The organism is Marinimicrobium sp. C2-29, assembly GCF_038419845.1.
Lineage (GTDB): Bacteria > Pseudomonadota > Gammaproteobacteria > Pseudomonadales > Cellvibrionaceae > Marinimicrobium.
This window is the reverse complement of record NZ_JBCAQT010000012.1, coordinates 46,058-60,459: the sequence shown is the minus strand read 5'-3', so window position 1 is coordinate 60,459 and position 14,402 is coordinate 46,058. Positions and strand designations below refer to the sequence as shown.

The window sequence follows — 14,402 nt, the reverse complement described above, 5'->3', positions numbered from 1 at the left end:
TCGGTTATTCGGTATTTGCGCTAGCGGTTTGTAAGATAAACAGTTCATTTCGGTCGCGGGATGGGAGCGGTTATGGATCAAGAGTCGATTGTTTACGGGTGTATCAAGGATACGGCGTATCTGCCGTCGGAGGGGCAGCGTCTGCGGGTGAATCGAGAGGCGATGTTGACGCTGCCGCACGCCGATGATTGGCCGTTTTTGTCGCAGGAGATGTTTGCGATTCCGCAGGTGGAGATCCGGCCGGGGCATTACCAGACGGAGGTGATGCATTTCGGCGCGTCTTACAAGGCGGTGGAGTATGAGTGGGATCAGTGGATCGCCCAGTTTGAGGATCTACTGAGCCGGATGTTCTGGGTGTCGGCGACGGTGCATCTGGAGACGGAGTTGTCGGGCACGCATACGTTCACCTGGGAGTCGACGGCCAGCTTTCACAAGCCCGGCTCAGGCGATATGCAGGTCCGCTGCGAGTGGTCCCACGAGGGCGCGTTAGCGGTTTGACCTGGAAGCTATCGAACGTTTGTTTGTTGCGTGACGCCCAGCGGCCACGGGGTATAATTTTTTGGAAACGCGGTGAATACATCCCTGTAGCTCCTGCTCTTCTTCCCTGAAGAGAAGGTTCCAAAAAATCATCCCCCGTACCCGCTTCAGCACTACCGTAGCCATCGTAGGGCGGATAAGCTGTAAGCGCATCCGCCACAAAGAGGCATTCGCCACAAAAAGCCGTCCATATTTATGGACGCCAAATTTTTTTGAACACCGAGGCAATGAATGACCAACGAAACCCATCCCGATTTCCGCTTCCGGCGCCTGCGCCGCACCTCGGCGCTGCGCGACATGGTGCGCGAAACCCGGCTGACGCCCAGCGATTTCATTCTTCCGATTTTTGTGGAGGAGGGCATTGACGAGCCGGTGACGATAGCGAGCATGCCCGGGGTGGTGCGCTACCCGGAGGCGCAGCTGGCGGAAAAGGTGCAGAGCGCCTGGCAGAAGGGCATTCGTGCGGTGCTGTTGTTCGGGGTGTCGCAGCACAAGGACGAGGTGGGCGCCGATACGTGGAATGACGAGGGCCTGATGGCGCGCATGATCCGCACGGCCAAGGAGGCCCAGCCGGAGATGTGCGTGATCAGCGACAACTGTTTCTGCGAGTACACCAGTCACGGCCACTGCGGGGTGGTGCACAACGGCGATGTGGATAACGATCTGACGCTGGCCAACCTGCAGATGCAGGTGGTGGTGGCAGCCAAAGCCGGGGTGGATGTGATCGCGCCCTCGGGCATGCAGGATGGCATGATCGCGGCCATCCGCAATGCGCTGGATACGGCGGGCTATGGCCACATTCCGGTGATGTCCTATTCCACCAAGTTCGCCTCGGCTTTCTATGGGCCTTTCCGGGATGCGGTGGACAGCAACTTCAAGGGCACGCGGGCGAGTTATCAGATGGACCCGGCAAACCGGCGTGAGGCGCTGGCCGAGTCGTTGCAGGACGAAGATGAAGGCGCCGATTTTCTGATGGTGAAACCCGGTCTTGCCTATCTGGATGTATTGGCCGATATTCGCGCGCACACCCAGCGCCCCCTGGCGGTCTATCAGGTCAGTGGCGAGTACGCCATGATCAAGGCCAGCGCGGCGGCCGGCGTGATTGACGAGCGGGCGGTGGTGCTGGAGAGCCTGCTCGCTTTCAAACGCGCCGGAGCAGATCTCATCATTACTTATTACGCGGAAGACGCCTGTAGCTGGCTGTCGAATTAACGCCTGTAGCGGGTTAACCAATTAAGGGGAGTTTATGAAGGCCGTTTATGCCCTGATCGGGGCAAGTCTGTTGATGATTGCGTTTGGTCTGTATCTGATTCTTCAGCAGCCTCCACCGGAGGAGGTGCAGGACGCACAGCCGGAAGCCGTGCAGGCACCCGAGGAAGAGCCTGAAGAGCAGCCCCGGGATATCGCGTTGGTTCCGGTCCCGGCCGAAGAGGCCGAGCGCGACGGGGAGATCCCGCAACTGGAAGTGGAGGCCGAGCCCGGTAGCGAAGAGTGGTGCGAGCAGATGATGAACCAGTCCAACGACCGCTGGAGCCGGGACGACTCCCAAACCTTTGCCGATCAATGCATCTATGAATAGCTATTTTTGATGTTCTTTACTCCCGAACGGCCCCACTTTTTCAATCCTCTGACGGGGAAATACCGGGAGGTGGTGGCCGAGTGTCTGCGATTACTGTACCAGCGTCTGTACACGGATCTGCGCGACTACGGCTCCGGTCTGAACCGGGAAGGGCTGGTGGATATTTTCAAAGAGGCCATCGCCCGCACCCCGCTTCTGGACAGCCAGGACGAAAGTGGGGAGAAGGAGGGACGTTTCAAGTCCCAGCGCGAGCTGGCCGGGTTCATGATCAACCGTCTGCTCGAGGCCGGTTGGTTAGAGCGGCGCGTGGACGAAGCCAACCTGCAAAGCAGCTACGGCTTCAGCCGCATGGGAAGATTGTTCACCCAGCCCTTTGCCGCCAGCACGCACAATGATTTTCGCACCCGTCACCGCAACACCCGCAACACCCGCAACAGCCTGCAGGCGTTTCTGGACCGGGGTGAGGTGCACGACCTGCTGGATGCCTACGAGTACTCCGAGCGGATCATCAGTGACTTCACCGATGTCATCGCCGAGCTGGAGGAGCGCAAGCGTCAACTGGTGCGCGAGGTTGAGGCGCGCCAGCTGGTTCAGCAGGCGAGCGACGAGTTTTTCGACTTCATGGAGAACGTCTTTAAACCGGACCTGGAAGTCCGCCTGTCCGCCGACAGCGTGGAGAAATACCGCGACCAGATTGCCGGTGTGATCGGCAAGATCCGACGCAAACGCAAGTACGGGCAGGGCGATGATGAGACCGCCAATAAAGACTGGCGGGCGGTGATGGAAATTCGCCTGCGCCAGCTGCTGCCCCAGCACGTGGTCCCGGGCCGGTCACTGCTTGAAACTCTGTTGCAGACCATCGAAACCCGTTTGAAAAATGCCTGCGACGTGATGCTGCCGGCGCTGCGCAAGGCGCTCAACACCTTTACCCAGCGGGCGGACATCATCATTCGTCAGCTCAGCTACATTCACACCCAGAGCGGGGACGGGGCGTTGGAGCTGTGCCGCCAGCTGGCGCAGCAACCACGGGAGCGACAGGATCAGTTACTGCGCGAGCACGGCGAGTCCTGGTCCGCTGTGCATCTGGGTTACCTGGACCCGGGACAACTGGTGTTGCGCGACCGGCGTGCCAAACCGGCGGTTCGCAGCGACCTGGATGACGACCAACCCCTGGATGGTGAAGCCCAGAAGCAGATGTTCATCGAGCAGGCGCTGGATCAGGCGTTCACCATTCAGGGCTCTGAAGTGCGTCATTTTGTGCAGCGGGCACTGAGCGAAACGGGCCGGGTCAGCAGCCGTGAACTGAGCGCCGAGAGCATTCCCGAGCTGCTCAGCCTGGCGCGCGCCACCGAAGTGGGTGCCGCGGCCAACCTGGCTTCGGATTTCGGCTTTCGCGTTTATCAGAACAGCGAGTGGCTGCAGGAGAGTCCGCGCATTACCGACGGTGCCTATTTCAGTCAGCGCGACGAATACATTATCGAACTCATTGAGGAGGCCCATGAGCAGCCTGACCGATAATCTGGAAAGTGCGCTACACAAGCACAACCTGGATCTGCGCGACTGGCGCGAACTGTTACAGCGCCTGCTCGATTACGGCGTACTCTGTCGCGACGACAGCCAGGTGGAAGCCGAACTGTACGATCGCTTTGAGCGCGTTGAATCGCTTGTGGATGAATACCTGGCCCTGATCGGACTGCGTTTTCACCACGATACCCGCTTCCAGTTTGTGCGCCTGATTCCCCCCGGCGCCCGGGTTCCCGGTGTCGAGGACGAGAGTGACGAGCCGTTCAACGGCGGCTACCGCACCCGCCTGACCCAGGCGGAAATTGCGCTGGTGCTGATCTTGCGCGCCGAGTACGACAAGGCTGTGCGCGAGGGTCTGATTGACGAGAACGGTTGCGCCACTCTGTCACTGGAGGCGGTCGCACTCGCCAGCAAAAACCTGCTGCAGCGCAACCTTCCCGAGAATCTGGCCGAGCGCCGGCAGCTGTTTCGCCGCCTGCGCCAGCTGCGTCTGATCCACTACGCCCATGAGGCCGACCTGGAGCAGAGCGACAGCTGGATCAAGGTGCGGCCGCTGATTGTCAATCTGGTCAATAACGATTGGCTCGAGAATCTGAAACAGGATATTGAGGCGGTTCCGGCTGCCGGTCAGGACGATGAGAAGGAGCCCGTTGGGCCGTCCATTTTTCCCGGTGGGTGATGGCGGATGCGCCTTAGGCTTATCCGCCCTACGTATACCACGGCGGGTCGTGTAGGGCGGATAAGCGTCAAGCGCATCCGCCATAACCGACATCGCATCGCACTATGAGAAGACACACATAATTTATGTACCTGAAAAAATTCATCTACATACACTGGGGCAATGTCCCCAACACCGAGTGCGAATTCGGCCCCATCAACCTGTTTTCGGGCGGTAACGGCTCGGGTAAAACCACCGCCGCCGATGCCATTCAGACGGTGATGACCGCGGCCCATGACAACCTGTTTCACTTCAACCCCGGTCAGGATGAAGCCAGCCAGCGGGGTCGGGGCGGCAAACAGGTGCGCACGCTCGCCTCCTACGTACTGGGTTGTGACGACGGAGCCTACGCCCGCCCCGACGGTTGTGACGGCTATCTGGGGGCCGTTTTTCACCCGACGCCGGGCGAGAACAGCGAACCCTTTACCGCCCTGATCGGGATGCGCGCCTTTATCGAGGGCGCGGGGCAACAGCGCGTGGCCCGGCTGGACGACCTGCAGTTTTTCCTGCTCCCGGGCACCGAACTGAACCTGTCCGACCTGTTGAAAGAAGACAAAGCCGGTCGCTATGTGCTCCCGCTGGACCGACTCTACGCCACACTTCGTAGCCAGTTCGGTCACGACAAGATCGAGAAATACGACAAGAAGAAAGCCTACCTCTGCCGTCTGTTCGGCCTGATCCGCGACAGGCAGGATGCGGTCTCGGAGCGCGAGGCGATGAACGCGGCCCGCGCCTTTTCGCGCTTCATGGCCTACAAGCCCATCAAGGGCATCGATGAATTCGTGGCCAACGAAGTGCTGGAGCCGCGCGATCTGGGCGAAGCCATCCGCTCGGTGTCCGCCATGCTCAAGCGCATCCACGGGATGGAAGCCGACGCCCGGCAATTGCGCGAGGCCATCGACCGCCTGCAGCAGGGCCGTAACACCGCCGACGCGTTCATTGAACAGTGGCTGGACTGGCAGAGCCTGCAGTACGGGCTGGCACGCCGGCGTTACAGCGATTGCCAGACCCGCTATCTGAAAGAAAAAGATCGTCAGCAACAGTTACGCGAGCAGATCAAAACCAACCAGCAGGCCATCGAGCTGAGCGAACAGCGCCGCGACGACCTGCAACAGCAGTTGCTCGACCTCAATACCCGCCGTCTGGGCATACCCACGCTGCGTCAGAAGGATCAGCTCGAAAGCGAGCGGAGCACCCAGGAGCAGAACCTGCACCAGGCCGTTCCGAAGTTACTGCAGCAGATCAAACAGCTGGAGACCAATCGCGCCTCGGCCCGACAGCTGCGCGACGGCTTGCGCAAAACCTCCCTGTCACTGGCCGTGCCGGCGCTGGCCGACAAGGCACGACTGGAACGGCTCAAAGCCATCGCCGAGGACGAGCAGACCCTGGATGTGCACGAACTGCTGAACCGGGACTGGATCGACATCAGCCCGCTGGAGAGCAAACTCGACTGGGCCCTGGAGCAACAGCAGCAGCACCGCCAGTTGATCAACGACTGGTTTGGCAAGCCGGAAGAGGGCGCTTCCAACCTGAGAGACCAGTTGGCGCGCGAGTGGGACAAGCGCCAGCAGGCCACCGATCAGGTCCGTTCCCGGCTGGAACGCCTGGAGCGGGAAATGCGGGCCCTGGAGGCGCGGGAAGTGAGTTACCCCGGCTTTGTCCAGCAGGCTCTGAATGAACTGCGCCGGCAATTGCCGGAAGCCGATGTGCGCGTGCTGTGCGATCAGGTCGAGGTGACCGACAGCGACTGGCAGTCGGCCATTGAAGGTTACATGGGCGGTGCCCGTTTCGGTCTGATTGTTGAACCGGAACACGAGGCCGAGGCGATCCGGATTGTCCGCAACCTGTCCGGCCAGGCACAAAAGGCGCGTGTCATCCAGGGTGACAAGGCCCGGCGCGATATCGACAAAACCGGTTCCCTGCCGAGCGATTCGATTGTCGAGGTGATGCAGTTCAGCCACGCCACCGCTGAATATTACATCAAGGCCAGCTACGGCTCGGTTCAGCGCGTGAGCGACTCCCAGGCCCTGCGCGGCACCCGCCGCGGCCTGACCCCGGACTGCCTGGGGTCCGGCAACTACGCCATGTTCCGTTGCGATATTGCCGACAGCGACCTGGTCTTCGGACAGGGCGCGCGCGAACGGGCATTGCGGGCGCGGGTGCAGGAAAGGGACTCATTGACCAAGGAGTGGCAAGCCTGCCAAGGCCTGGCCGATGAAGCCGCACAATTGCTGGCATCGGTAGATGGAATGCACAGTCCCGAGCACGGCGACTCGCTCCAGTCCATGCTCACCGCCCAGCGTCGCCTGCAGACGCTGGAGCAGCAACTGCAGCAACTGGATCTGAGTGAAGGCGACAACCTGGAAGACGAGCTCCAGCAGTTGAAGGCCCGGGGCGAGGAGCAGGCGCAGCAGGCGCGCCAGCTCAACGACGACAAGGCCAACCTTCTGGCCGACCTGAAAAACGTCGACAGTCGCTGTCAGCAACTGGACCGGGATCAGGATCAGACGCTGGCCGTGGTGGATCAGTGCGAACAGGATCTGCAGGGCATCGATGCGCTCTGGCCGGGCTTCGATGTCGAGACGCAGCTGGATGAGATCGACCGGGACCTGCGCTCGACCCAGTACTACGAGCAACAGTTGACCGCCGTACAGGGCGAGCTGAAAACCAGCCTGCACCGGCTGCAGCAGAGCGTGTTGCAGCACAACCAGTTTTGTCGCCAGGCCGATGCCATCGCGCTCGATCTGAATTTTTCCGATGAGTTCGGGCGCGACAACTTTGCCCAGGTGTGCGCGCTCCGCCGACAGTTCGACAGCCTCTACAACCGGGATAAAAACCACATCCTGGCCCAGCGTCACGGCGAATTGCAGTCACTGCGCGAGAGTTTCAACAACGCCTTTGTCACCAATCTGTGCCACTCGATCTACCAGGCCATCAACGACGGCAAGCGGGTGCTGGAAGACCTGAACCGGGAGCTGGAGCATCACCGCTTTGGCGCCGATCGCGAGCGCTTCCGCTTTGACTGGCAGTGGGTACCGGAATTCAAGGAGTACTGGCAGTTCTTCAAGGCCATTATCGACAATCCCGGCCAGGAAGAGGGCGGCACCCTGTTCGATATGAAGCTCGAGCCCAAGCACCAGAAGGTGCGCGAGCGACTGATGTCCATGCTGCTGGATGACGACGAGCAGAAAGCCCTGCGCGAGCTGGAGCGCATTGCCGACTACCGTCACTACCGGCGCTATGAAATTTACAAAGAGCCGGAAGGCAAACAGCCCATTGCGCTGAGCCAGTACGGTACCGGCTCGGGCGGGCAACTGGAAACACCGGCCTACATCATTCGCAGCGCTGCCATTACCTCGGCCTTCCGTTTTGGTGAGGGCAACAGCCACCTGCGTATGGTGCTGGTGGACGAAGCCTTCTCCAAGATGGACGAGCACCGCTCGCGCGAAGTGATCAACTACCTGACCGAAAGCCTCGGGCTGCAGCTGCTGTTCATCATGCCCAGCAGTAAATCCGGCCCTTTCCTGGACCTGATTTCCAATCAGTTTGTGTTCAGCAAATGCGCCACCGCCCAGGCGGTAGGTGAGTTGAACAGTCGGGTGATTCTGGACCGGCAGGAGTGCGATCGCGCGCGCATTCAACAGTTGATGGCCAACCATCGACAGACCATTCGCCAGCAGGCCGAGCTGGATTTCCTTGAGGAAGTTGAAGCCTGATGTCCCAGACCCTGTCCAACGAAAACCTGCAAAACCGGTTCAATCAGCTGCGCAGCAACAAGGCGTTCGAGCTGTTTGTGGTGGGTATCATCATTTTTTCGGCGCTGGTCATCGGCGCCAAGACCTACGATATTCCACCGTTTGTGGCCAACACGATCGTGTTGACCGACTGGTTCATCACCATTTTCTTTCTGATCGAAATCACCATCCGATTCCTGGGCGAACCGAGAAAGCGGGACTTCTTCAAATCCGGTTGGAATGTGTTTGACACCCTGATCGTGCTCGTCAGCCTGATTCCCATCGAAGACAGCGAACTGGCCCTGATCGGGCGACTGGTCCGGGTCTTCCGGGTCCTGAGGATGGTGTCGATCATTCCCGAACTGCGTACGCTGTTGACCTCCCTGCTGCGCGCCATGCCGCAGCTCGGCTACGTGGCCCTGATGATGTTCATCATTTTTTATATCTATGCCGCTATCGGGAGCATGTTCTTTGCCGACGTCAACGAAACCCTGTGGGGCGACATTGCCATCAGTATGCTGACGCTGTTCCGGGTGATGACGTTCGAGGACTGGACCGATGTCATGTACGAAACCATGGAGGTGTACCCGTTCAGTTGGGTGTTCTACGTCACCTTCATCTTTCTGACCGCCTTCGCCTTTCTGAACATGATCATCGGCATTGTGGTCAACGTCCTGGAGGATCAACACCGCCAGGAGCGCCGCGATGAGGGCGAGCCGACCCTGAAGGAGCTGCATCAGGAATTGCGGGAGCTCAAAAGCCTGCTCCGCGAGCGCGTCGACTAACGGTAGGGTGGGCTCCGCCCACCGCTCACCGGTTGTTGCAACTTGCAACAACCAGAGCAGGGCGCTACACTAAAAACCCGTAGGGTGGGCTCCGCCCACCGCCCATTTTCACCTTGCCGGAGGTCCCCATGTCCATCGCTGTCAGACTCGAAGACCGCCTGGTCCAGGAGGCCGCCGCCGAGGCGCGCCTCAACCGGCGCTCAACCCCCAAGCAGATCGAATTCTGGGCCGAAATTGGCCAGCAGGTGGCTGAAAAGCTCAGCCCGCAGGACCTGCTGGCGCTGACCCAGGGCCTGGTCGAATTGGATCTGAAGCGGGTGAATGCCCAACCCCCGAGCACCGATGAGCTCTGGGAGTCTGTGGACGCCGCCCGCCAATCCGGCGAGCTGGGCCAGTCGCTGCAGGCCGACCGGGTGGTCTATCAAGCCAGCGAGGAGCATCCCGGTCACCTGGAGGCACTCTATCCCGACGGCAGTCGCGCGGTGGGTGTGTTCAAAAATGGCCGCTTCTACAAGGTGAACAAACGCACCCATGCCGCCTGAGCATACCCCCGAGCTCTGGCTCCTGGTGGGCGGCAACGGTTCGGGCAAGACCAGCTTTTACGAGCGGTTTCTTGCCCCGACGGGCCTTCCCCTGATCAATGCCGACCGGATCGCCCGCCAGCTCTGGCCCGATGAGCCGGAACAGCACAGCTACGAGGCGGCGATTCTCGCCGAGAAGGAGCGTTTTCGGCTTTTGGAGGAAGGGCAGACCTTCTGCTTTGAAACCGTTTATTCCCATCCCTCCAAGCTCGATTTTGTGGGCAAGGCCAAAGCCGCCGGTTTCGTGATTAAAATGTTTTACTTCCATCTGGCCCAGAGCGAATTGAATCTCGCCCGGGTGGCTTCGCGGGTCAGGGCGGGTGGCCACAAGGTCCCTCCGGATAAAATCGTCGGCCGCCTGCCGCGCACGTTTCAATGGGTCGGGGCGTCGGTGGGGCTGGTAGATGAGCTGCATCTGGTGGACAATTCCAGCGCCGAGCATCCGTATCAACGTCTGGCCTATTGGCGCGGCGGCCGCTGGTGTCTTTTAACCAACACTCCGCCGGAGTGGCTGACACAATTGACCAGAGTTTGATGCAAACGGTTCGGTCGCCAGGAGGGCTAACCCCTTTCCGGGACACGCTGTTATCGCCACGGATGGCGTGTATGCAGACAATGCAGGAGCAATTGTCTGTGAATACATCCCTGTAAGCTCGTCGGCGGGGTCCCTCCCTTCGACGGTCCCGGAAAGAGGTTAGCCCTCCTGGCTTAGTGCCATACGGTTAACTTTTAGCTCCGAAATTTGATTTTGTAACCCCTGATAACTAGGAGATCACGTGGCTTCATTCGACTCTGTCTTATCACGTCTGGAACAACTGCTCGACCGGGTTGAGACCCTGGTGCCCGCCGCGCCCTCGGAAGTGGACTGGAGTGCACAGGCGTATCGCTGGCGGACGGTCAACGGCCGGGGCCACCTTCAGGCAGTGAAGCATCCGCATCGGGTCGAGCTCTCGGCGCTGCAGAACATCGAGCCGCAGAAAGAGGCGATTGTGCGCAACACCCAGCGCCTGGTGGATGGCAAGCCGGCGAATAATGTGTTGCTCACCGGCGCGCGTGGTACCGGTAAATCCACCCTGATCAAGGCGTGCTGGAACCATTTCTCCGATCAGGGGCTGCGTCTGATTGAGGTGGACAAGACCGACCTGGTTCATCTGGGCGATATTCTGGCGCTGATTGAAGATCGGCCCGAGCGGTTTATCATTTTCTGTGATGATCTGTCGTTCGAGGAAGGGGAGCTGGGGTATAAAGCGTTGAAATCGGCATTGGATGGCTCTATTGCGGCACCTTCGTCCAACGTTCTGTTCTACGCCACGTCCAACCGACGCCACCTGCTGCCGCAGACCATGCGGGAGAATCTGGATGTGAGTTACGAGGAGGGTGAGCTTCGCCCCGGGGACAGCGTCGAGGAGAAGGTGTCGCTCTCGGACCGGTTTGGTCTCTGGCTGAGTTTTTATCCGTTCAGTCAGGATGAGTACCTGGCCGCCGCCCAGTATTGGGTCGAGCATTTCGGGGGCGAGTGGAATGATCGGGTCCGGGCTCAGGCGTTGCTCTGGCACCGGACCCGGGGCGCGCGAAGCGGACGGGTGGCCTGGCAATTCGCCCGCGATTTTGTCGACTGAGGTTAATGCACTTTTTACTACAGTTTCATACAAAAGGTTACAGCTTTGCCGCAGGCGCTTTGCTAAAGTGGCGGGATTAAAACCACTAGAGACCCGCTCCATGCTAAAACAGACATTTTCGGCCTGCACATTTGCCACTCTGCTTTTCGCCAGCCATACAGCCCTGGCCACCACGGTGCAGTTTCAGACGGTGATGGGCGATTTTGAAGTCAACCTCTACGATGAAACCACACCCGAGACCGTGGCCAACTTCCTCGCCTATGTTGAAGCCGGGGATTACACCCAGACTTTTATTCATCGCTCGATGCCGGAGTTCATTATCCAGGGCGGGGGGTTTGCCTACGATGAACAGCAGGAAAAAGCGGTAGAGATCGATGACAGGGGCTCTGTGGTCAACGAGCCGGTCTGGTCCAATCGCAAGGGCACCATTGCTATGGCCAAGCTCGGCAGCGATCCCAACAGCGCCACTTCGGAATGGTTTTTCAACCTCAAGGATAATCACGCCAATCTGGATATTCAGAACGGCGGCTTTACGGTGTTTGGCGAGGTGATCGGAGACGGCATGGAAGTAGTCGAAGCGATTGCCGAACTGCCCAGATTCAACCTGGGAGGGGTTTACAAAAACCTGCCGCTTCGCAATTACACCGCTGACGACGCCGAAGCCGAGGAGCCGGTGACGCCCGACCACCTGGTGTCAATTACCGCCATTGTCGTGCTGGATGCCAGCCCCGATACCGCGGCCGATCTCGACCCTGTTCCGAATACTCTGATCGATGAAGCCGGCAAGGACGCCGACAATAGCTCCAGCGGAAGCCTGAGCGGGTGGGTGTTGTTTCTGTTGGCGAGCCTGGGGCTGACCCGCCTGACCCGGTCCCGGCGAGTCTAAAGCAACTCACCGGGACCGACTCCGGGATATTTAGACACTCAGCGAGTCGTAGACCACCACTTTGCGCCACAGGTGGGCATACTCATCTACAAACTTTTTGTGGATGGGGTCCACCTGATAGGCGTCCTGGTCCTCGACCGAATCAAACAGCATCAGTTCAGAAACCTGATAGCTGTTATCCACCACCTCGCGCTTTTCAGTGCTCGCCGGCACACCGATATGCAGGCCTCTGACGGTCTCGATCTGTCGAAGGGTCTGCAGTCCCTCAATCAGCTTGTCCCGGTCTTCCTGCGAGTCGGGATTTTTCAGCCAGAAAAACACGGTGTGGGTCAGCTTGGGGAGCTCCACTTTGCCGGAGGTTTCGCCGTGATGGTCAGCTCGTGCTCCGGGCACCATGGCGGCCGCGCCTAAAGCAGCGGCTCCGGTGATGAATTGCCGACGGTTGGGATGTGATTTCATTATGGTTGGCCTCCTTTGCGAATGCCGGTATCGGTGAGGATGACCACTTCATCCTCGGGTTTTATGGTCAGCGCGGCGTTGCGCGCCGGGTTCAATTGTAATCGTTGTCCGTTGCTCTGGGGTTGAGCGTAGTAAACCCCCATGGCGGTTTCGCCCCGCTCGGCCGCCAGTGCTTCCAGTTTCCAGAAGGGCAGAGCGGATTTAATCCCGTAGTGCTCGGGCGGGCGAAACAGAATTTCGGCGCCGCCTTCGGTAAAGAGATCACCAAAGACCAGCCTCAACTCGGGACGCAGGGCAACCTGGGCCAGGAGGTGGCTGAGAATCAGCGGACTGATGATGGTTTCACTTTGCTGATGGCCAATCAGCACTTCGTTGTCCGGGTCGCTCAGCTCCATGATCAGTTGCGGTCGACGGCTGGCCCGATCCAGAAGTTCCTCGAGCATGGTATGGCCCACGATCACCCGCGCATCGGCCTCTTCGCCGGTACTGGTCCGGTCGCTGCTCAGCAGCAGAATGCTGTCATAGCGCGCCGGATCAATGTCGTGCAGCTCGCCCTCCTGCATAAAATCACTTTCAATATGCTGGCATTGAACCGCCAAGGGGCTGGGATGATAACGCTCAATGGCCCGCTCGCGTTCAACCGGGGGAACGATGGATACCACATCCACCGCAAATCGATACTGGCGATAGCTACCCAGCTCATGCACCAGGGCCGGCACCCGATGATTCCAGCCCAGTAGCAATACACGCTTGTGGTGTTTCTGGCTGGTGAGTGTCTGGCTTTTATCCGTGGACAAGCGCTCAATCGGTGTCAGTCGGTGGCCGGTGGTTTTGACCGGTTCGGTATCTTCCATATCATGGGCGATCATGACGACCTTGTCCTGCTCGCGAACCAGAGTGGAGGAGGGCGGATTCAGGCGTACCTGCCAGCCGCCGCCGCAGGCCTCAAGCATACCGCAGACCAGGGCGTTTGGGCAGCGCATGGCGATGGCACCGAGGGTTTCGCCCTTGAAGTTGTCACCGCTGCGCACGTAGAACTCATTGCCATCCAGCTTCATCAGCAGTTCGTTGTACACTTCCGACAGGCCGGGATGCAGAATGTTCTGGGCCAGCAGGCTGGCAATGGTGGCATCACCGGCGACCACTTCCAGAGGGCCATGATAGGAGCGGTGGGCAATCGAAAGCTTGCGCAGATCCTGGATTTCCGCCACCACGAAGGGCGGCTCAATTTTCTGTCGGCGCGCCTGGGCGTCGATCGACATCAGGGCCTTGATGGTTTCGACATCGGAGCTGACCAGGCTGTTGAACTCCTGGGAGCCGCTGGGGATGATCACCGCCGCCGCGTTGAGGCAGGCCGCCCGATGCAGGGCTTCGGTCTGTAGAGCGCTGCCAGAGCGTAACACCACCTGCCGGGCTTTGGCGCCGATTCCGGGCTCGTTGCGCAGTATCTGGGCATGGCCGGCGGACATGTCCTCGGCCAGTACCACCAGCTTCAGGCGGCTGGTGGCCCGGCCCAGAAGAAAGCGGCGCATGGAGCCCGAGGCGCTGAGCAATTCGCGCACCAGGGGCAGGGTGCGGCTGTTCCAACCGAGAATGACCACATGATTGCGAAACGCCACCGGCGTCATGCCCCGCTCCAGCTCGGTCATCCGGGCGATCAGTGAACGGGTGAGAATGGCCACCAGGGTACCCATGAAGACCACATAGCCGCTGATGGTCAGGATGGTGGAGATCAGGCGGCGCCAGGTGCCCTCGTCATCACCGAGATAGCCCGGGTCGGTCAGGCGCAGGAAGGCCCACCAGACCGCATCGCCGGCATCAGCGCCTTCGCCGGCCGGGTAGACCAAAAGCCCGCCGGCCAGTGATATCAGGCCAATGATGGCGCCCACCACCAGCAGCTGGAATAGGGCGCCCTTGACGAACTGGCGTTCTACAAAAAACTTTGCCCGGTCGATAAACCGCAGTGGCAGCATATAGCAT

The 14,402-nt window shown here is 59.8% G+C and carries 13 protein-coding genes; 11 read left to right on the top strand and 2 right to left on the bottom strand.

Translation table 11 applies throughout. From position 1 onward, the window contains the following. Nucleotides 1-72: 72 nt before the first annotated feature. From AAE484_RS12655 to AAE484_RS12605, 11 genes are all read left to right on the top strand, one after another. Nucleotides 73-498, top strand: a complete 426-nt coding sequence (locus AAE484_RS12655; RefSeq protein ID WP_341938770.1) for a hypothetical protein — start codon at nucleotides 73-75, stop codon at nucleotides 496-498. Between the two features lie 270 nt (nucleotides 499-768). Further along, nucleotides 769-1,749 (top strand): porphobilinogen synthase, encoded by a 981-nt coding sequence (gene hemB, locus AAE484_RS12650; RefSeq protein WP_341938769.1) that lies wholly within the window; start codon nucleotides 769-771, stop codon nucleotides 1,747-1,749. Between the two features lie 34 nt (nucleotides 1,750-1,783). Continuing rightward, nucleotides 1,784-2,116 carry a DUF3012 domain-containing protein gene (locus tag AAE484_RS12645; RefSeq protein ID WP_341938768.1) on the top strand — a complete coding sequence of 111 codons (333 nt, stop codon included), beginning with the start codon at nucleotides 1,784-1,786 and terminating at the stop codon, nucleotides 2,114-2,116. Between the two features lie 9 nt (nucleotides 2,117-2,125). Next, on the top strand, nucleotides 2,126-3,634 hold the full coding sequence (locus AAE484_RS12640; RefSeq protein ID WP_341938867.1) for a Wadjet anti-phage system protein JetA family protein: 1,509 nt from the start codon (nucleotides 2,126-2,128) through the stop codon (nucleotides 3,632-3,634). Then, the gene (locus tag AAE484_RS12635; protein WP_341938767.1) at nucleotides 3,615-4,319 is read left to right on the top strand and encodes a DUF4194 domain-containing protein; all 705 of its coding nucleotides are present in this window, start codon (nucleotides 3,615-3,617) and stop codon (nucleotides 4,317-4,319) included. Before AAE484_RS12640 ends, AAE484_RS12635 begins: the two co-directional genes overlap by 20 nt. 125 nt (nucleotides 4,320-4,444) lie before the next feature. Next, nucleotides 4,445-8,074 (top strand): ATP-binding protein, encoded by a 3,630-nt coding sequence (locus AAE484_RS12630; protein ID WP_341938766.1) that lies wholly within the window; start codon nucleotides 4,445-4,447, stop codon nucleotides 8,072-8,074. Next, the gene (locus AAE484_RS12625) at nucleotides 8,074-8,877 is read left to right on the top strand and encodes an ion transporter (protein WP_341938765.1); all 804 of its coding nucleotides are present in this window, start codon (nucleotides 8,074-8,076) and stop codon (nucleotides 8,875-8,877) included. The genes AAE484_RS12630 and AAE484_RS12625 overlap by 1 nt, the downstream gene beginning before the upstream one ends. 128 nt (nucleotides 8,878-9,005) lie before the next feature. Next, nucleotides 9,006-9,419 carry a TA system antitoxin ParD family protein gene (locus AAE484_RS12620; RefSeq protein WP_341938764.1) on the top strand — a complete coding sequence of 138 codons (414 nt, stop codon included), beginning with the start codon at nucleotides 9,006-9,008 and terminating at the stop codon, nucleotides 9,417-9,419. Then, the gene (locus AAE484_RS12615) at nucleotides 9,409-9,993 is read left to right on the top strand and encodes an AAA family ATPase (protein WP_341938763.1); all 585 of its coding nucleotides are present in this window, start codon (nucleotides 9,409-9,411) and stop codon (nucleotides 9,991-9,993) included. The genes AAE484_RS12620 and AAE484_RS12615 overlap by 11 nt, the downstream gene beginning before the upstream one ends. Before the next feature lie 241 nt (nucleotides 9,994-10,234). Beyond that, complete coding sequence (locus tag AAE484_RS12610) at nucleotides 10,235-11,077, top strand: ATP-binding protein (RefSeq protein WP_341938762.1); 843 nt, start codon at nucleotides 10,235-10,237, stop codon at nucleotides 11,075-11,077. Nucleotides 11,078-11,177: 100 nt separating this feature from the next. Further along, nucleotides 11,178-11,963 (top strand): peptidylprolyl isomerase, encoded by a 786-nt coding sequence (locus tag AAE484_RS12605; RefSeq protein WP_341938761.1) that lies wholly within the window; start codon nucleotides 11,178-11,180, stop codon nucleotides 11,961-11,963. A 30-nt stretch (nucleotides 11,964-11,993) separates the two neighbouring features. On the opposite strand, the gene AAE484_RS12600 is transcribed toward AAE484_RS12605, so the two are convergent. Together AAE484_RS12600 and AAE484_RS12595 are read right to left on the bottom strand one after the other, a co-directional pair. Beyond that, nucleotides 11,994-12,422 (bottom strand): Dabb family protein, encoded by a 429-nt coding sequence (locus AAE484_RS12600; RefSeq protein ID WP_341938760.1) that lies wholly within the window; start codon nucleotides 12,420-12,422, stop codon nucleotides 11,994-11,996. After that, nucleotides 12,422-14,395: a CASTOR/POLLUX-related putative ion channel gene (locus AAE484_RS12595; RefSeq protein WP_341938759.1), complete on the bottom strand. Its 1,974-nt coding sequence runs from the start codon at nucleotides 14,393-14,395 to the stop codon at nucleotides 12,422-12,424. The genes AAE484_RS12600 and AAE484_RS12595 overlap by 1 nt, the downstream gene beginning before the upstream one ends. Nucleotides 14,396-14,402 lie beyond the last annotated feature (7 nt).